Origin of the sequence: Sporolactobacillus vineae DSM 21990 = SL153 (assembly GCF_000377985.1) — a bacterium.
Lineage (GTDB): Bacteria > Bacillota > Bacilli > Bacillales > Sporolactobacillaceae > Sporolactobacillus > Sporolactobacillus vineae.
On the sequence record NZ_KB899042.1, the window covers coordinates 74,156 to 92,772 of the forward strand.

The 18,617-nt window shown below is 49.4% G+C and carries 20 protein-coding genes; all 20 read right to left on the reverse strand.

Features of this window, described 5'->3' with window-relative positions; translation table 11 throughout:
• Window positions 1-18: 18 nt before the first annotated feature.
• Window positions 19-1,278 (reverse strand): flagellar motor switch phosphatase FliY, encoded by a 1,260-nt coding sequence (gene fliY, locus D889_RS0100370; RefSeq protein ID WP_010630946.1) that lies wholly within the window; start codon window positions 1,276-1,278, stop codon window positions 19-21.
• Window positions 1,271-2,269, reverse strand: a complete 999-nt coding sequence (gene fliM / locus D889_RS0100375) for a flagellar motor switch protein FliM (protein WP_010630947.1) — start codon at window positions 2,267-2,269, stop codon at window positions 1,271-1,273. The genes fliY and fliM overlap by 8 nt, the downstream gene beginning before the upstream one ends.
• 32 nt (window positions 2,270-2,301) lie before the next feature.
• Entirely contained in the window at window positions 2,302-2,736 is a 435-nt protein-coding gene (locus tag D889_RS0100380) for a flagellar basal body-associated FliL family protein (protein WP_010630948.1), read from the reverse strand.
• The gene (locus D889_RS0100385; protein ID WP_010630949.1) at window positions 2,715-2,951 is read right to left on the reverse strand and encodes a flagellar FlbD family protein; all 237 of its coding nucleotides are present in this window, start codon (window positions 2,949-2,951) and stop codon (window positions 2,715-2,717) included. The genes D889_RS0100380 and D889_RS0100385 overlap by 22 nt, the downstream gene beginning before the upstream one ends.
• 58 nt (window positions 2,952-3,009) lie before the next feature.
• Window positions 3,010-3,780, reverse strand: a complete 771-nt coding sequence (locus tag D889_RS0100390; protein ID WP_010630950.1) for a flagellar hook-basal body complex protein — start codon at window positions 3,778-3,780, stop codon at window positions 3,010-3,012.
• A gap of 74 nt (window positions 3,781-3,854) precedes the next feature.
• Window positions 3,855-4,241 (reverse strand): TIGR02530 family flagellar biosynthesis protein, encoded by a 387-nt coding sequence (locus D889_RS0100395; protein WP_010630951.1) that lies wholly within the window; start codon window positions 4,239-4,241, stop codon window positions 3,855-3,857.
• Complete coding sequence (locus tag D889_RS0100400) at window positions 4,228-4,704, reverse strand: flagellar hook capping FlgD N-terminal domain-containing protein (protein ID WP_010630952.1); 477 nt, start codon at window positions 4,702-4,704, stop codon at window positions 4,228-4,230. Before D889_RS0100400 ends, D889_RS0100395 begins: the two co-directional genes overlap by 14 nt.
• The gene (locus D889_RS0100405) at window positions 4,701-6,392 is read right to left on the reverse strand and encodes a flagellar hook-length control protein FliK (protein WP_018962057.1); all 1,692 of its coding nucleotides are present in this window, start codon (window positions 6,390-6,392) and stop codon (window positions 4,701-4,703) included. Before D889_RS0100405 ends, D889_RS0100400 begins: the two co-directional genes overlap by 4 nt.
• Before the next feature lie 31 nt (window positions 6,393-6,423).
• Window positions 6,424-7,077 carry a MotE family protein gene (locus D889_RS0100410; protein WP_010630954.1) on the reverse strand — a complete coding sequence of 218 codons (654 nt, stop codon included), beginning with the start codon at window positions 7,075-7,077 and terminating at the stop codon, window positions 6,424-6,426.
• A gap of 14 nt (window positions 7,078-7,091) precedes the next feature.
• A complete protein-coding gene (gene fliJ / locus D889_RS0100415; protein WP_010630955.1) occupies window positions 7,092-7,535 on the reverse strand; it encodes a flagellar export protein FliJ in 444 nt (147 codons plus the stop codon).
• Window positions 7,525-8,853, reverse strand: coding sequence for a flagellar protein export ATPase FliI (gene fliI, locus D889_RS0100420; protein ID WP_010630956.1), 1,329 nt, complete (start codon window positions 8,851-8,853; stop codon window positions 7,525-7,527). The genes fliJ and fliI overlap by 11 nt, the downstream gene beginning before the upstream one ends.
• The gene (gene fliH / locus D889_RS0100425; RefSeq protein WP_238537563.1) at window positions 8,853-9,593 is read right to left on the reverse strand and encodes a flagellar assembly protein FliH; all 741 of its coding nucleotides are present in this window, start codon (window positions 9,591-9,593) and stop codon (window positions 8,853-8,855) included. Before fliH ends, fliI begins: the two co-directional genes overlap by 1 nt.
• 1 nt (window position 9,594) lies before the next feature.
• Window positions 9,595-10,611, reverse strand: coding sequence for a flagellar motor switch protein FliG (fliG, locus tag D889_RS0100430; RefSeq protein ID WP_010630958.1), 1,017 nt, complete (start codon window positions 10,609-10,611; stop codon window positions 9,595-9,597).
• 14 nt (window positions 10,612-10,625) lie between these two features.
• The gene (gene fliF, locus D889_RS0100435; RefSeq protein WP_010630959.1) at window positions 10,626-12,218 is read right to left on the reverse strand and encodes a flagellar basal-body MS-ring/collar protein FliF; all 1,593 of its coding nucleotides are present in this window, start codon (window positions 12,216-12,218) and stop codon (window positions 10,626-10,628) included.
• Window positions 12,219-12,260: 42 nt separating this feature from the next.
• The gene (fliE, locus tag D889_RS0100440) at window positions 12,261-12,563 is read right to left on the reverse strand and encodes a flagellar hook-basal body complex protein FliE (RefSeq protein ID WP_010630960.1); all 303 of its coding nucleotides are present in this window, start codon (window positions 12,561-12,563) and stop codon (window positions 12,261-12,263) included.
• 7 nt (window positions 12,564-12,570) lie between these two features.
• Window positions 12,571-13,014: a flagellar basal body rod protein FlgC gene (flgC, locus tag D889_RS0100445; protein ID WP_010630961.1), complete on the reverse strand. Its 444-nt coding sequence runs from the start codon at window positions 13,012-13,014 to the stop codon at window positions 12,571-12,573.
• On the reverse strand, window positions 13,014-13,394 hold the full coding sequence (gene flgB, locus D889_RS0100450) for a flagellar basal body rod protein FlgB (RefSeq protein ID WP_018962058.1): 381 nt from the start codon (window positions 13,392-13,394) through the stop codon (window positions 13,014-13,016). Before flgB ends, flgC begins: the two co-directional genes overlap by 1 nt.
• A 413-nt stretch (window positions 13,395-13,807) precedes the next feature.
• On the reverse strand, window positions 13,808-14,584 hold the full coding sequence (gene codY / locus D889_RS0100455; RefSeq protein WP_010630963.1) for a GTP-sensing pleiotropic transcriptional regulator CodY: 777 nt from the start codon (window positions 14,582-14,584) through the stop codon (window positions 13,808-13,810).
• 443 nt (window positions 14,585-15,027) lie between these two features.
• On the reverse strand, window positions 15,028-16,335 hold the full coding sequence (gene trmFO, locus D889_RS0100465) for an FADH(2)-oxidizing methylenetetrahydrofolate--tRNA-(uracil(54)-C(5))-methyltransferase TrmFO (protein WP_010630965.1): 1,308 nt from the start codon (window positions 16,333-16,335) through the stop codon (window positions 15,028-15,030).
• A gap of 118 nt (window positions 16,336-16,453) precedes the next feature.
• Complete coding sequence (topA, locus tag D889_RS0100470; RefSeq protein ID WP_010630966.1) at window positions 16,454-18,529, reverse strand: type I DNA topoisomerase; 2,076 nt, start codon at window positions 18,527-18,529, stop codon at window positions 16,454-16,456.
• Between the last annotated feature and the right edge of the window lie 88 nt (window positions 18,530-18,617).

The window sequence follows — 18,617 nt, forward strand, 5'->3', positions numbered from 1 at the left end:
CAATTAACCGTGACAAGCTTACAAGCTTTTCAGTCTGTCGGCATGATCGAGAATCTCCGTGATCCGAATCCCGAAATTCTCGTCGACAACGACAACTTCGCCTTTTGCCACGTATTTCTTGTTGATGAGTATGTCAATTGCCTCACCTGCAAGCTTGTCCAGCTCAATGATGGATCCCGGGCCGAGTTCCAGAACTTCTCTGACCGTCTTCCGGGTATGTCCCAATTCAACACTGACGTCCAGAGGGATATCCATCAGAAGATCAAGATTCCGAGGTTCTTTTCCCTTGCTGTTCTCCTGTTCCGGAGCTGCGCCGAAGCTGGAAAATTCAGCAGGTTGAACGTGCGCCTGACTGACAATATTGTTTGAAACGGCGTCACTTTCCTTCGTCGCCGCTGCCTGTGGATGAGATTCTCCGGTCCCGGAAGCGAGCGGTTTCCCGCCGGTTTCCGGCTCCTCAGCAGGTTCAGAAACGACATCCGGCGCCGTTGTCTGTACGGAATCCGAATCTGCCGGCGGCACCCGGTCCCCGTCACTTGTCGCATGCATCAAAACCTCGACGAGTTCCTTTCCAAATTTGACCGGCATCAGCTGCATAATGTTCGAATTCACCAGATTGCCGATCCGCAATTTGAACGACACTTCGAACATAACCTGATCTTTAGGAATGTGCTCAATGCCGCGCCGCGTTTTTACATCCATCAGTGTCAGCTGCGGCGGCGAAATATCGATGCGCCGGTTAAATACCGTCGACATTGCTGTTGATGAAGAACCCATCATCTGATTCATGGCTTCCTGGACGGCGCTCATTTCCATTTCGCTGATCTCATTCGACGGATGGGTACCGTCCCCGCCCATCATCAGATTTGCAATGACGCTGGCATCACTGGACTTGATCACCAGCAGGCAGGATCCTTGAAACCCTTTTGTATAGTTCACATTAACAGAGACGTGCGGGACAGGAAATTCATCAGCCAGCGCATTTCGTTTAACGACCCGGACCGACGGCGTCGTGATTTCCACCTTCTGATTCAGGATCGTCGACAAAGCGGTAGCCGCACTGCCGAATGAAATATTTCCGATTTCTCCGAGCACATCGCCTTCAAGATCGGACATCACGGTGTTCCTGTCTGCCACTTCTTCGTTATTCTTACTTTGTGCCGGATCAGGATCTTGCTGCGGCTTCTGCGCCTCAGCTGTTTTCTTCTCGGGCTCATTCTTGCCCGAATTTCCGAGAAGTGCATCAATTTCTTCCTGTGACAGTTGTCCGTCATTCATCCTGGTTATCCTCCTCTTTTATGGGTTTGATGATTTGGACAGCCATACGTTTGCCTTTCTTCCCCGGCTGAGCATAATACTTCGGCAACCCGCCGATTTCGACGGTTACCGGCCGATCAATCTGCTGATCGAGCCGAATCACGTCTCCGGCTGTCAGATTCAGCAATTCCTGCACGGTAATCCCCGAATGCCCAAGCATGACATTGACACGGACGAGCGAATGCTCGACGCGGCGGCGCAATGCCTGATATTCCTCTTCCGTAGCATCATTTTTCTGCTCATTCATCCAGTAATGCAGAGACAGCTTCGGGACAACCGGTTCAAGGACAACATGGGGCAGGCACAAATTGATCATTCCACTTGACTTGCCGATCACCGCTGAAAGCGAGATGACGATCACCGTCTCATTTGGCGACACGAGCTGAAGAAACTGAGGATTGGTTTCCAACCCTAATAATTTCGGCTCTAATGCATTTTCGACCTGTGACCAGGCTTCCTTCAGGGACGGCAGTGTCCCTTCAAAAAGGTTTCTCATCAAATTTTTTTCGATTTCGGTCAGATTATCGATCTTATTCATGCTTGTACCGGCACCGCCGAGCAGCCGGTCGAGCATCGCATAGGCGATGTTCGGGTTAACCTCAATAATCAGGTGTCCTTCCAAAGGCGGCGCTTCGATGATGTTAAGAATCGTTGCCGATGGAATCGAACGGATGAATTCCTCATAGGGAAGCTGATCCACCGAAGCAACAGTAATCTGCACATACGTCCTTAACTGAGCAGAAAAATAAGAGGTCAGCAATCGCGCATAATTCTCATGTATCCGTGTCAGACTCCTGATCTGATCTTTAGAGAAACGTAAAGCTCTTTTAAAATCATAATTACGAACTCTGGGTTTCTGGCTCTCTTCCTTTAATTCCTCCGCGTCCATTTCTCCGGTGGATAAAGCGGACAGCAGTGCATCAATCTCAGATTGTGAAAGTATGTCGGCCACGTTGCATCACCACCTCATTTTCCGGAATCCGGTTATTGAACAATTTTTTCCGTTGTGTAAACATGGGTGACTGTCCCGCTCTGCAGAAAACCGTTGATCCGGTTTTTAATCTGGTTCTCAAGTCCGGCAATGCCTTGTTGATTCTGGATTTTTCCTGCTGTAAGATCGGAAACGACATAGATCACCGCATTCTTCATCTGAAACGACCGTTTCTGCAGCTCATCCCTGGCCTGCTTATTCGAAACCTGGATATTAAAATCAACCTTGATAAAATGGTCGCCCTGTATATTGGTCGTGATCTCCCCTGTCGATACCGTCAGATCTTTGTTGATCTCATCAATACTCGGATTGCGGACATCTGCACGGCTCTGTGCATACCCCGACAGTAAAAAGTAGGCAATCACGGTTCCGATAATCATGACGATCATCAGAATGAAAATGATATTCAGTCCTTTACTTTTGAACATTTGATGACACCTTCCTCCGCTCGGACCGCCCCGGACCAGGACGTCTGCCTGATAAAATCGGTCACACGCAGAACCACCTGGTCCACAGTTTCCCGGACAACAAGTTTCTTACCGGTCGTCAGTGTGATTGTCGTATCCGGAAGAGCTTCAATCTGCTCAATAAGGAAAGCATTCAGAACAAATGTCCGGCCGTTAAACCGTGTCAGTTTGATCATGGATATTCATGAACCGGACAGAACCTGGAGAACAGGTCCGGTCCGCTCCTTTCATTTATTATTGCTTCAGGTTAACCAGTGTCTGGAGTACCTGATCGGCCGTCGTGATCGTTTTCGCATTCGCCTGATAAGCACGCTGCGCTTCAATCAGGTTCGTCATTTCATCGGTCAGGTCAACGTTGGAACCTTCCAGAGCGTTCTGCTGGATGGTTGTTGATGTACCCATTCCCGTCGTATTCGTCAAAGTGACAGGCACGCCTGAAGCCGCCGTCTGCCGGTATAAAGAGTTGCCTGCCTTTTCCAGACCGGCCGGATTCGAAAAAGTGACAAGATTGACTGTTCCCAGTCCCTGGGTCGTGCCATTTGTTAAAACACCGGTTATTGTTCCATCGCTATTCACTGTGAATGATTGTAGATTTTGAGGGAAATTACTTGCCCCGACCAAAGTCATCCCCTGAGCGTTTACCAACTGGCGATTCGAATTCAGTTTAAAATCTCCTGCACGCGTATAGAAAGTGTTTGTCCCGTTGGAGACTTGAAAGTAACCTTCGCCGTTAATCGCCAGATCGTACGGATTCCCCGTCGGATTAACCGTGCCACCGGTAACAATGTTGTCGATGGACCCTGTTGTTGAACCGAGCCCAACCTGAATGGCGTTCCGATTTGCCTGTGCGCCCTGCACCTGCTGATTGAACATGTCTTCAAAGTTGATCCGGCCTTTTTTGTAACCGTAAGTATCGACGTTTGAGATGTTGTTGCCGATCACATCGAGATCGGTCTGAAAGTTTTTAAGCCCTGATACACCTGACCCTAATGAACGTAATAACATGATCCGATTCCTCCTTATTTTTGACTGCTTCTGTCGGTCCGCAGTCCGGCTCTCCTGTTAAAGGTCCAGCCTATTCAGTGATTCAACAAAATGGTTCCATTAATATTTGTGAAAATATGCGACTTTGCTTCTGAAAGTTTCATTGCCGTAATCACGGTGTTGTTCGGTGCATTGACCACCAGAGCCGCCTGAGGCGTCAGGACAAGCGAATCATGCACCCCTTTTTTCTCAGCTTCCTGCATTTTGTCATGTATTTGATTCCATTCATCTGCGGATAGATGAATGTTTCTTGATGCCATCCGCTCCCTCGCGTGCTTCGTGAGTTTCACAGGGGTTCCGGTTAACTCATTCGCCAGAGCAGTCTCAAAGACATTACGGCTTGTTTTCGGCAATGGCTTTTGTTTCTTTGGCTGCGACGTTACCTGAAGCGGATAAAAAGGATACTGTTCAATCTTCGTCATTCGTATTTCCCGCCGTATCAGTGATCTGAGTAATTGCTTCCGGATCGACACTGTCACCGCTTTTTATCACATAACTGATCTTCCCGTCTTTAATCTTCACAGCGCCGACAATCCCGGACAAACTTTCTGAAACATCACGGCCATCCTGGTCCGTCTGCGTTGCCGTCCATGTCACCTGTTTGCCGATCATCGTCGCTCTGTCGGCAAGCGAATTGTCCGACTGCGAAGCAACAAGCTGATCAATCGCTGAGCCCATGTTCTGTGTCTGCTCCAGTGAGGTAAACTGGGCCATTTGCGAGACAAACTGTCCGCTGTCCATCGGTGACGTTGGATCCTGATGCGTCATCTGGGCGATCAGCAATTTCAGAAAATCATCTTTGTTCAGGATGCTGCTCGCATCCGCCGCCGCATTTGTCTGTCCTGCCGGCGTGCTGCTGTCCACGGTCATTCCATCGCTGCTCATACGGCCGGTGCGCCTCCTTTCAGCCAATTTAGAAATGCCTTTGTATTTCCATCCGGATCAATAAAGCTTGATCTCTTTTTCTTCTTCTGTTCCTCGTTCTCATCGGACTGATCCTGAGCATTCTGATCCGTTTTTCCCTGACCGGACTGATTGGGTTCTCCCGCAGCGTAACTTTGCCATTGCCGCGACACATCCAGATGATGGAGGAAAATTCCCTGTGAGGCAATATCACTTCTCAGTTGGTCGAGACCGGAATGGATCAGCTCTCTAGCTGCTTTCGTGCTGGTCAGCAGGTGGGCAACAATCCCGGCATCCGATTGTGTTACAGTTACCGTCACCTGACCCAGATTTTGCGGATACAGTGTCATGGTCAGACTCTTCACGCTTCCCTGTTCAAGATGGAATGAGGCTTTGCCCATCCAGTCGGCCAGCTGCTGCGCGATCTGACCGTTTACAGATCGTGCGGCAGTACTGACCGGTCGTGAACGGGAAAAGACAGCAAACTGTTCCGCCGGGCTCATTGGCCGCATCACCAGCGGATCCGATATTATCTCTCCCTTTCTGGAAGCGGCGGTGTTACGCACGGCACTTCCAGAAACAGCTGTGCTTTCGCGTTCCTGAGGTTTCGCATCAATCTCTTGTTCACCAAAAACCGGATCGGTGGCTTTCATGGTTTGTGTTTCTTTCAAAGCCGAAGAATTTGCATGAACGACCCCAACCGAACGCGGCTGTACCTGCTGAACACTCTTTTCTCCGTTTCGGACCGTTTGCGCCATCACTGGGGTTGCGGCTGCCGGGGGTTCAGTTATTCCTGACGGACTGGATTCGCCTGCCTGTGCAGTTGCCCTGGCAGACGGTGAATCTGCCGGGTGTGCCTGACGGCTGCTGACAAACCTCGCCAAATCTGAATGAATTTGCGGTTTCGTCAGAACCTGGGCTGAATCGGTTTGCAGCACGTTCCCTATGGAGGGAGTATGCAGGGACACAGGGGCTGGATCACTGTTCTTCAGCTGAAAAAGCACTTTCCCCGCTGAGGAGGCATGAAGCGAAGCGCCGTGAGTTCCGTCTGAAGCAATCGCCGGTTTCTCAGAACCGTTTAATCGGCCATGAGACTGTGTTGTTTCTTTGATTGAAGTGGACTCTGCGCCACGGTTGTCCGGTTCTCTGATCGCTACCGGCGGAACATGTCCGGAACGAAGAGGGAATGCGGAACTTTGGACGCTTTTTCCAACAACCTTGCCACGCCTGGCATTTTTTTCACCCGTTGCCGGATCAGCAGATGCAATCAGGTCGTTTCCCATCTCGCTCTGTAAACGTAAATGATCAGGTGCAGACGCAACAGGGAGGTCTCCAGCCGTTACTGCCGGAATCTTAACAGGTGTATCAGGCCGGGGCAATCGATTTTCCATTTCTTGTACCGCCATATCCTTCCGGAAGACGACATTGCTCTTTGACGCCCTGCTTACGGATGGTCCTTTTTCTTTGCCGGCTGCTGTCTGATTTGACTGATGATGCCGGAGTGACTTTTTGTCCGGATCATGCAGTGCATCGGGCTTTACCATCTGGCTGATCAGGTCAACAAAAAGCACATCTGTGAGTGCCAGGTTTTTTTTCTTTCCTTTAATAATCTCCTTGCCTGGCAGGATGGACGCGCCTCCTGTTGCCTCGATCATCGGTTCTGTACTCATTTTCTCACCTCCTTTCAAAGTCTTCTGTCGCTCACGGCAGTGAAGTAGTTGACGATGTCGTCGTTGCCGTCGAAGCTGCTGAGCCGTTAAGTGCCGAATCTGCCGATGAACCGGAATCGGCCGGAGCCTTAAGCAGCGGCGTCACGGCTGCTGCTTTGGCTGCCGTCATGTTCTGCATGATCGACGCTTTTGTTTTATCATCCAGCATGTTCATATATTTTGCTGCCTGTTTGACAGAAAGCTTCTCGAATATGGCTGCCGCCTTGACGGGATCCATATTCCGATACGTCTGTGCATAGACGGACTGGAGAGCTGCCTGTTTCTGACTTTTCTGCGCCTGATTCTGCTGGTTGGACTGGCTCTGCGCTTGTTTCAGCTGATTCTGCAGCTGTGCAATCTGGTCGGACTTATTCTTATTGTCATTCTGAAGCTGCTTAATCGTCCGGTTTTGACCGGCAATCTGCTGTTTCAGACCCGACGTTGTTGCCGCAGGCGAATTAATCGACTGAACCGGCGGATTTTGTCCGGATCCAAAGAGCAGCGATTTCGCCTCACTGATCGGATCGATTCCGGCAAGCTTGAGAAACAGACCGGTCAGCAGCAAAAGAAAGAGAAGCGGGATTAAAATGGCTAAGAGCACCTTGCCGAATTTTCTTCCAAAACCGGTCTTTTGTTTCTCGTCCATTTGTCTCCCTCCTTTTACGATCGACTTGAAGCCGTACGCAGCATCGCAATTTCATCCATTTGTTTCATATCTTTTTTAACCTGATCGTGGTGATAAACAGCCATTTGCCTGGATTTGATTTTCTCGTACTTCTTAACCTCGATCGATTTTTCCTGAAGAACCGTCCGGAATTTTTCGAGATTTGTCTTCAGCTGCTGATAGAGCACCGTCTGCCGGGTGATCCGCTGATCAGTCCGGTCAATTTCACTGAGCTGCAGCTTCATGGATTCAATGGACGTCGGTTGTTTCATGCTGCCCTCCAGTTTTTTCTGGAACTGTTTTTTATCATCCAGCAGATGAATCAGTGTCCGGGCAACAGATTCGAGACGGTCGTAAAGATCCTGGTACTGCGCTTCAAGACTCTTTTGCTCACTTTCCGCGATTTTCATGATCCGTTCCAATCGATAATCAAACGGCATGCTCATTCATCCCTTTTCCAAATACCGTCTCAAGCTGTCTGATCGCTTCCTCAAGCGTCACTTTCTGATCTTCCGGCTGCCTCAGATAACTGAGGATCTTGGGATGAAACTGAATGGCTTCATCGATCGCCGCCGAGCTCCCGGACTTATACGCGCCAATATTGATCAAATCTTCGGAATCCGTATACTGAGCCAGCAGTTTCCGAAAATAACCCGCTGCCTTCAGCTGTTCGGGACTGTCGATTTCAGACATAACCCGGCTCACACTCTTAAGCAGATTAATGGCAGGATATTGCCCTTTCTGTGCCAGCGCGCGATCCAGTACGATATGGCCGTCAAGGATTCCGCGGGCCGTATCGGAAACCGGTTCATCGAAGTCGTCACCGTCGACCAGTACCGTATAGAAAGCAGTTATTGAACCGTTTCTGTCATTGCCGGCACGTTCCAGCAGCCGCGGCAGTAAAGCAAAAACCGATGGCGGATAGCCCTTGGTTGTCGGCGGTTCCCCGACAGCCAGCCCGATCTCCCGCTGACTCATCGCCACTCGCGTCAGCGAATCCATCATCAGCAGCACGTCTTTTCCTTTGGATCGAAAGTATTCGGCAATAGCCGTCGCTGTCATCGCCCCTTTTATTCTGAGCAACGCGGGCTGATCACTGGTCGCCACAATGACAATCGAACGCTTCATGCCTTCAGGGCCGAGATCCTTCTCGAGAAACTCCCTGACTTCACGGCCTCGCTCACCGATCAGTGCGATGACATTCAGATCGGCAGATGTATTTCGCGCGATCATGCCCATCAATGTACTCTTGCCGACACCGCTGCCGGCAAAAATACCGACACGCTGGCCCTTTCCAACCGTCAGCAGCCCGTTGATCGACCGGATGCCCAGTTCGATTTGTTCGGAGATCCGCGGACGTTCCAGGGGATCCGGAGGTTTCTGATTTGTCGGAACGGTGTCAAAGCCTTTTGAAAAATGCATCCGTGACAACGGATCACCCAGACTGTCGCAGACCTGACCGATCAGTTCGTCGCTAACCTTGACCTCAAGCGGCTTCCCCGTCGCTTCAACGAGGCATCCTGGAGAGATATGTGCCACCGACGTGTAGGGCATCAGCAGAATTTCTTCATCTTTAAAGCCGACCACTTCGGCTTTAATGTTCCGGCCACCGTTTTTCAAGTGAATCGTGCAGACGTCGCCTACCGAAGATTCCGGTCCGTTAGACGCGATTAACAGTCCGACCACGCGGCTGATTTTTCCAAACCGCCGGTAGCTGTCCATGGAACTGAGCGAGTCAACCAGCAGATCCACATCCATCAGGCATGTTCCTCCATAATTTCCCTGAGTTTTTGCTTAATAACAGTAAGCTGGCTGTCTATGCCGGCATCAATCCGTCCGAATTCAGTTTCGATGATGCAGGCATGATCCTGCAAATCACCATCGGCATAGATACAAATCCCGGCATTCCGCACGAGTGCATCAAGTTCTTCCTTATGTATATCAAGTGTGGCAAAGTGATCCGGCGGAACAATAATCTTCACCGTTTTCTGATCTTTGACTTCGCGAACCGCCTTTGCTACGAGTGAAAACCATTTATCCTCGTCGGAAGCAATGGAGACGCTGAGAATTTTTTCAGCAACGGCCATGGATAATTTCAAAATGTCCGGTTCGGCAGCGGCAATTTTTTTCTGATAGTCTGTCCGCATCCGATCGACAAGCTGATTCGCCTGGTCGATCCGTTTCTGCCAGTCAGCTTTTCCCGCCTGCAACCCTTGACTGAATCCAGCCTTATATCCTGCCTGACGGTTCTCCTCATAAGCTGCTTTCTGTGCTCTTTCCGCTTTTTCTTTCTGCGCCTGGAGTTCCGCTTCAATTTCCGATTTCTGCTCTTTTGCCGCATCCAGAATCTGAGCCGCCTGCTTCCGGGCCTGACCGATTCGCTCTTCTAAGGTCTGGTTGACCGATTTTGCCGTTCCATCGGTTAATTCTTCAGGGGGGGCAATCGTTGTCAGCCGGACGACCTTGCCTTGACCTGCCCGCTCAGGAGATTTGATCACATTAGACAATGACATCGTCTCCCTTCCCGCGGGCGATCACGATTTCACCTGCATCCTCCAGCTTGCGGATCGTACTGACAATACGTGTCTGTGCTTCTTCCACATCATGAAGCCGCACAGGACCCATGTATTCCATTTCCTCTTTGAAACTGGCCGCCATGCGTTCCGACATGTTGCGGAACAGCAGATCTTTGACCTCATCGCTTGCTGTGCGCATCGCAAGAATCAGATCCTCGTTCTCGCTTTCACGAATAACCCGCTGGATTGCGCGATCATCCAGGACAATGATATCTTCGAAGACAAACATGCGTTTCTTGATTTCTTCAGCCAGATCGGGATCACTCTCTTCCAGCTGCTCCATGATGTTCTTCTCAGTCGTGCGGTCCACACCGTTCAGCACATTAACTGCAGAGGCGATGCCCCCAGTCCGGGTATAATCCTGACTTCCGGCCGTACTGGATACTTTTTTCTCAAGAACCCGTTCCACTTCGGAAATGATTTCCGGAGAAGTCCGGTCCATCACGGCAATACGTTTGGCAATATCTGCCTGAACCTCTACAGGCAGGGACGACAGAACAGTCGCTGCCTGATCCGGATCAAGATAGGACAGAATCAATGCGATGGTCTGCGGATGCTCATTCTGAACAAAGTTCAGTATTTGCTGCGGATCGCTTTTCCTCATAAAATCAAATGGCCGGACTTGCAGCGTTGAAGTCAGCCTCTGGATCACGTCGTTAGCCGGTTTTTCTCCAAGCGCTTTTTCCAGAATCTGTTTGGCGTAGCCAATACCGCCCTGAGAGATATATTCCTGAGCCTTGGCCGTCTGAAAGAATTCGTCAATGACCTGATTTTTTTCATCTGAATCAATCTTATGCGCGTTGGAAATTTCAAGCGTCAGGTCCTCAATTTCCTGCTCTGTAAGATGCTTGAATATCGCTGCGGAAACATCGGTACCCAGTGCAATCATGAGAATGGCCGCTTTTTGTTTTCCGTTCAGTTTGACTCTTCGTTCAGCCAATGGAATCACCCCGCTTATCGATCATCGGACATCCAGCCTCTGAGCAATTTGACAAAGTCATCCGGCTTCTGCCGGGCCAGCCGCTCCAGGTCATTATACTTTCGCTGCTCTGGCGTTTCTTTATTGAGCGCCGCAGCGAGTTCATCTTCCTGTGGCACAGATTCATCAGCTGTCGCAGCGGCATTGACCTCCTCGGTTTTCCGCCGCCTTCTTAATATAATCCAGGTAATGACACCGGCAGCTGCCGCCAGCACCGCACCGCCAATCACATAAGGCCAGATACCCCATCCTGACTGAACCGGCGGCGTCACCTGACCGTTGAGGCGGCCGACAGAAACGTAGGTTTTCTGATTGATCTGGGCTGCAGGAATTTCCTGGCCCTGGTTGTCTGAGATCGACGTCTCGACCACCGAGTTTAGGATGCTTTTCACATCATTGATCCTTTGCTGTGACAACGAGTTCACGTTATTCACGTTTGGCGGTTCGATCAGTACCTGAATCCCAAGATCTGTGACTTTGTAAGGACTGTGCGTGATATCCTTATGTATTCTGTTGAATTCATAATTGACGCGGTCTTCCACCTTCTGGTAATTTCCGTTGCCATTCGTCCCCGCCTGGTATGTAGGTACATCGTTGGTACCGGTTCCTGCCTGACCTGCCGCGCCTGTACCGGTATAGGTTTCTGCAATGTGTTCCGTGCTGGTCTGAAGGCCTTCCATGGTTTGCTGGTTCACCGGCAGTACAAGATCCTGCTTTTCTTTGGTTCGGGTCATATCAACATTTGCCGTGACATTGACCAGAACCTTTCCCTGCCCCATCATGGTCGTCAGCATCTGAGTGACCCGGCGCTGAATATTATCCTCAACATTTCGCGTGATCTGTTCCTGCGTCTGGTAGGCCGACATCGTCGAATCGCCCGATCCGCCACTGTTCAGATCGTAATAGTTGTAATACTGGTCCATGATGACAATATTATGTTCAGGCAGATTCGGCACACTTTTAGAGATCAGATGATAAAGGCCCCTTACCTGGGCATTGCTGAGCTGATACCCGGGATCGACATTAAGGACAACAGATGCAGACGCCTGACTCTGATTCTTCTGATTGCTGACCCACACATCTTCCGGAGGCAGGGTGATCATCACTTTAGCCGATTTAACACCTTTGCTGTTCGAGATCAGGTTTGCCAGTTCGGTTTGCATGGCAGCGCGCTGAAGCACTTCAAATTGCCTGTCGGTCATGCCGAATCCGGCATTCTGTCCAAAAAATGAATAATCAATCTGACCGGTCTTGGGGATCCCCTGGGCTGCCAGACTGACTTTAAGCTGATTCACCTGACTGGACGGTACGCTGATCGTTGTCCCGCCGTTGGATAACTTGTAAGGTACTTTCTGGCTCTTCAGGGCGTCCGTAATCTGACCGGCTTCGTTGGTCGACAGGTTACTGTATAAGGGTGCATAGTGCTTAACATTCGTCAGCAGCAGCACCAGTATTAAGACAATCAGCAATCCGGCAGCACCGCTGGTAAACCAGATTTTCTTTTTTTTCGGCAATTCTGCCCAATAACTGCGTATCCTGCGATACCAGCCCTGTATTTTCTCTTTCATAATTTCCTCCGTTCAGCTTGCCCGAGTGCACAGATCGTATGTCTATACCTGCATCCTCATGATTTCCTGATAGGCTGCGACGACCCGGTCTCTCACCTGAACGGTTGTTTTTAACAGGACATCTGCTTTCTGCATCGCAATCATCACACTGTGGAGATCTGCATTGCTGCTCCCATTTGCCAGACCGGTCACCATCTGGTCGGCTGAAGTCACCGACTGATTCACTGTGCCCAGTGCCTGGTTTAAAGCATTGGAAAAAGAAGTCTGTGCACCTGCCGCGCTTTGCGAAGCAGCAGGTGCAGCATTCACTGCCTGATTCATACTAACCGGTGCCACACTCACCATTTATCGCCTACCTTCCGATTTGCAGTGCTGATGTGAGCATGTTCTTTTCACCATTCATCGCCGTGACATTGGCTTCATAGGATCGGTTTGCCTCCATCATGTCGACCATTTCTTTGAGCGGATCAACATTGGGTTCCCTGACATACCCGTTAGCATTCGCATCAGGGCTGGACGGATCATATTTCATTGGATAAGGAGCAGGATCCTCCGTGACCGAAGCAACTTCTGTTCCTCCGGCAGAAGAACCCAGTGCCTGATGAAGCATCGAATCGAACGATCGATCGACCGTCTTCAGATTCACCACTTTTCGTGTGTAAGGCTGCCACTGACCATTCACCCGGCGTTCACGTGTCGTGTCGGCATTGGCGATGTTCGCTGAGGCCACATCCATTCTGAATCGCTGAGCCGTAAGACCGGATGCCGAAATGTCCAGTCCGCTGAACATACCCATTACTGAGTCCCCCCCAATACCGTGTTGAATCTCTGAAACTGATCCGCTGCCGCCCGGGTCAGAGTTTGATAGAGAAATTGATTTCTGGAAAGCTGTGACATTTCATGGTCGATATCGACGTTGTTTCCATTATTCTGGATTGTGCCGGAATTATCTGTCACGGTCTGGTAACCGGTATCTGAAGAATCCGAGAAGGGTATGTGGCCGGGCTCCGTCCTGTGCGCCTGCAGTGCACCTTGTAGAGCGTCGTCAAAAACGACCGTTTGTGCTTTATACCCCGGTGTATCCACATTCGCAATATTCTTTGAAATGGCATTTTGTTCTGTCATGGAGCGATTAAGTGATGTCTCAATAGCTCCGAGCGGCGTTGTCGCAAACATCAGCACCATACCTCCTGACTTTCCAGATATTGTTCATATAAGTACATTTTATCAACTTCTCCCATTCTGTCTACAACTATCTCTCTCATTCGACTTCAGCTGACACAATATTTAGCTTGATCCAGGTACTAAAGACTTATCAACTTCCACTTTTATCCTTTAATCAAAGTTTAAACGATCCGTTTGCGCCATTGCCATGTCTACTATTTAATGAATAGTGCAAGAAACAAGGACTTATGTAACCCCCGGAAAAGCCGGTCTGTCGGACAGACCAATGTTTCTATCGTCTGAAGAAGGTTTGCATCGAAAATTGTGTACACAAAAATAAGGACTTTTGGTTACAAAATGGAAAATAATCCAAAAGTCCTATACTTAAAATGCGTATTCAGCTGTCCGCTTTACCGATGCGCTACTTATTCACTCTTAATTCTGTTCAGTTCAACAAGGAATTTATCATTCAGCACTTTGATAAACGTACCTTTCATTCCCAAAGACGTGGATTCAATCACACCGGCACTCTCCAGTTTCCTGAGCGCGTTAACAATGACTGAACGGGTAATGCCGACCCGGTCGGCTATTTTGCTGGCAATAAGCCGGCCTTCTTTCCCGTTCAGCTGTTCGAAGATATGCTCCACTGCCTCTTTCTCACTGAATGACAGCGACTTGATCGCCATCTGAACAATCGCTTTCTCACGAGCTTCTTCTTCAACCTCGTCGGTCTTCTCCCGAAGAATTTCCATGCCGACAACCGTTGCACCATACTCGGCAAGAATCAAATCCTCATCGGTAAACGGTTCATTCAGTCTGGAAAGGAGCAAAGTCCCGAGCCGTTCGCCGCCGCCGACAATCGGGACAACGGTCGTCAGCCCATTCGCGAATAAGTCTTTATTCTCATACGGAAATCCTGTAAATTCGCTGTTTACGTCAAGATTCGACGAGGTTTCCGTGACACTGAACAAATGTTTTGTGTAGGTCTCCGGAAGCTGCCGGGTTTTGAACATTTTTTGGATACGTTCATTTTCAAACTCCAGTTTTAACGAGAGACCGAGAATTTTGCCACGCCTGCTGACGACAAACGTGTTCGTCTGAATCACATCTCTCAGTGTCCTGGCCATCTCGTTAAAATCGACTTGTGTCTTCGTACCTTGAAGCAAATGATTGATCTTCCTGGTTTTTTCCAATAACGTCATAGAAAGTTCCTCCTGATTGAGTTTCTTGCATGAACCATCAATACTTGTCCTGAACTGCCGGCAGTGCCAATCGGAACTGAGACAGTTTCAAGTGAAAATTCTGACAAAGGATGACAAAAAAGTGCACGATGACCTCATCAAGCAGATGACCCCTTATGTATTCCGAGTCCTGTTTGAACGGTATCCAGAGACCATTTCTTTATCTGTGGCGACTTTTCCGTCCGGGTTGTCTCCTGCTGCATTTTGAAAACAAGCGAAAGTCCGTTCCCCAGCAGCAATAAATATTGCCAGCATTCGGATCGGACTTGTTGTGATCAGTCACTCAGCACATTGACTTGCCATTCTGAAAATAAGCGAACCTTTCAGTCATATCACACTGATCTCATTGAGCGGCTTCTTTGCCTTATAATGGTAACATAAGCGCGTATGAATCGCAACATAATTTACAGTTTTATAGCAACATTCTGAATTGTATCCAGCGCTCTGGCTGCATACTTCTCAGCCCGTTCTTTTTTGTCCTTAACCGGCACACGAAGCAGCGGAAGCAGACCGAAATTTGCATTCATCGGTTGAAAATGGGCTGGTGACGCATTCGATATATAATGAGCCATACTGCCGATAACGCTCTCCTCCGGGAAAACAACAGGTTCCTTACCTGCAGCAATATGCGCTGCATTGACTCCGGCAATCAGACCTGACGCCGCCGATTCCACATAACCTTCGACACCGGTCATCTGGCCGGCGAAGAAAAGATTATCCCGGCGTTTTGTCTGATAGGTGGGACGAAGAAGCTTCGGTGCGTTCAGAAATGTATTGCGGTGCATCACCCCGTATCGGACGATCTCAGCGTGTTCAAGACCGGGAATCAGTCTGAAGACTTCTTTCTGCGCCCCCCATTTCAGATGCGTCTGAAAACCTACTATATTATAGAGCGTGCCCGCAGCATTGTCCTGCCGCAGCTGGACTACAGCATACGGGCGTTTCCCTGTATGCGGATCCTCCAGCCCGACCGGTTTCAACGGTCCGAAAAGAAGTGTTCTGGCGCCTTGCCTGGCCATAATTTCGACGGGCATACAGCCGTTAAAATAATTCTCCTTTTCAAAATTTTTAAGTGGCGCTGTTTCAGCACGGACCAGTGCATGGTAGAAGATGCCGAACTCTTCTTTGGTCATCGGGCAGTTCAGATAGGCCGCATCGCCCTTATCATAACGTGACTTCAGATACACTTTGCGCTGATCGATTGACTCTCCGGAAATGATTGGTGCAGCCGCATCGTAAAAATAGAGGCTGCGCTCATCGGTCCACGCAGAAAGAGATGCTGATAAGGCGGCTGACGTCAGCGGACCAGTCGCGATGACCGTATTTCCCTCAGGAATGGCGCTGATTTCTTCATGGCGAACAGTGACGTTCGGCAGGCTACCGACTTGCTGTGTCACTCTTGCTGAAAAATCATGTCTGTCAACGGCGAGCGCCCCTCCGGCAGGTACGCTGGAGCGATCGGCAGCCATCATAATGACTGAATCCAGTCGCCGCATTTCTTCCTTGAGGATACCGACTGCATTGGTCAGTGTGTTCGATCTGAGCGAATTGGTGCATACTAGTTCGGCAAATTGATCGGTATGGTGAGCCGGTGTCATCCTGACGGGACGCATCTCAAACAAGTCGACATGTATGCCCCGCCTGGCAATTTGCCAGGCGGCCTCACTCCCGGCAAGGCCGGCACCGATAACGGTTACAAATGGATCGGCCATAATGATTCTCACCTCATTTCCTCTGTTTATCCTGCTCACACGCCTGATACGCACAAAAAGCCATGCACAAACAAAGGCAGGTGCATGGTCTTTCCTGCATCAGCGCAGTCTCTCTACGCTATTCTTTATAGTCGCATTTCGGACATTGCACAATTTTTCCGTTTTTGCTCTTCTTCTCAACAAGATAAGAGCCGCATTTCGGGCACTGCCGCTGAATCGGTTTATCCCATGATACGAAGTCACATTCCGGATAGCGGTCGCAGCCGTAGAATATCCGGCGTTTCTTGCTTCTCCGTTCAACAACCTCACCTTTTCCGCATTTCGGACAGGTGACGCCGGTCTTTTTCAAAATCGGTTTGGTATTGCGGCACGCCGGAAAATTGGAGCAGGCAAGAAACTTACCGTACCTGCCGATTTTATAGACCATTTCATGGCCGCACTTCTCACAAATGATCCCCGAAGGCTCATCCTTGATCGTGACCGATTCCATTTCTTTTTCAGCTTTAGTGAGTCGTTTCGAAAATGGCTGATAAAATTTGTCAACTAGTGCAATCCAGTTCTTCTTACCCTCTTCAACTTCATCAAGATCTGTCTCCATCTGAGCTGTGAAGTCTATATTGATGATTTCCGGGAAGAATTCAACGATCAGTTTCAGAACGATTTCTCCCAGCTCTGTCGGAACAAATCGTTTGGCATCCATGGATACATAATTCCGTCGCTGAATGGTGTCGATCGTCGGTGCATACGTTGACGGACGGCCGATGCCGATTTCTTCCATTTTATGAACCAGAGATGCTTCTGTATAGCGTGGCGGTGGTGACGTAAAGTGTTGTTTCGGATCTGTTTTTTCTTTGATCGCATCCATGCCGTCTGCGAGCTCAGGGAGATATTTCTCTTTCCCCGCCCCGGTGGCGGCTTTTTGATCATCGCTGCCTTCGATATAAACCTTCATAAAACCATTGAACTTTATTTTGGAACCGGTCGCTCTGAAAGTAACCCCGTTCTGAACAAGATCTGCCCGGACCGTATCGAGAATGGCGGGAGCCATCTGACTGGCAACAAACCGTTCCCAGATCAGTTTATAGAGCCGGAATTGATCTCTGCTCAAATAGTCTTTGATTTCTTTCGGGCTCCTGACAATCGCTGTCGGGCGAATCGCTTCATGAGCATCCTGAACGTTCTCACCCTTATTTTGTTTGACGGGTCTTGTCCCCAGATATTTTTCACCGTAATTCTGGAGGATATAGTCTTTCGCTTCCGCTTTGGCGACATCGGAAATCCGGGTGGAGTCGGTACGCATATAGGTGATCAGACCGGTGCTTCCCTGTTTTCCGAGCGCGATTCCTTCATACAATTGCTGGGCAATCATCATCGTTTTCCGGGCGCGGAAATTCAGCTTTCTCCCTGCTTCCTGCTGCAGCGACGACGTAATAAACGGAGCAATCGGAAACCGCATCCGTTCCTTCTTTTGTACATGAGTCACCAGGAAATGATCCCTGGTCAGCCGTGCCAGAGCAGCAGCCACCTCATCTTTGGTCTTCGGGACCATTTTTTTACCGTCAACGCCGTAAAAATCAGCAGCGAACGTTTCCTCGCCGACGTGAAACAGGCCTTCAATCGACCAGTATTCCTCAGGTTTAAACGCCTTAATTTCGTTCTCCCGTTCAATGATCAGGCGAAGGGCGACAGACTGCACACGTCCGGCACTCAGCCCTTTCTTCACTTTTTTCCAGAGTAACGGGCTGATATTATAGCCGACAAGCCGGTCCAGCACACGTCTTGCCTGCTGCGCGTCAACCAGGTCCATATTTATTTTTCTAGGTTTTTTAAAGGCATCGCGTATTGCCGGTTTTGTTATTTCATTAAATACGACGCGGCAATCGGAATGGTCATCGATGTTCAGGCTGTGCGCCAGGTGCCACGCAATAGCTTCTCCTTCGCGGTCGGGGTCGGCAGCCAGATAGACCTTTTTCGCTTTTTTTGCGGCACTTTTCAAGTCTTTGAGAACCTGCCCTTTGCCGCGGATCGTAATATATCTTGGTTTAAAGTGATCTGCCACATCGATACCCATCTGACTCTTAGGCAGATCGCGAACGTGTCCCATTGATGCTTTAACTTCATATTTAGATCCAAGATACCGTTTAATCGTTTTCGCTTTGGCGGGAGATTCTACGATAACAAGATAATCGTTCACTTTAGGCGTTCCCCCTTTCTAAGTAAAATCAAATCTCCACTAATATTAATGATTGATGTAAGCTTTGTCAAACCCGATGTATCCGTAT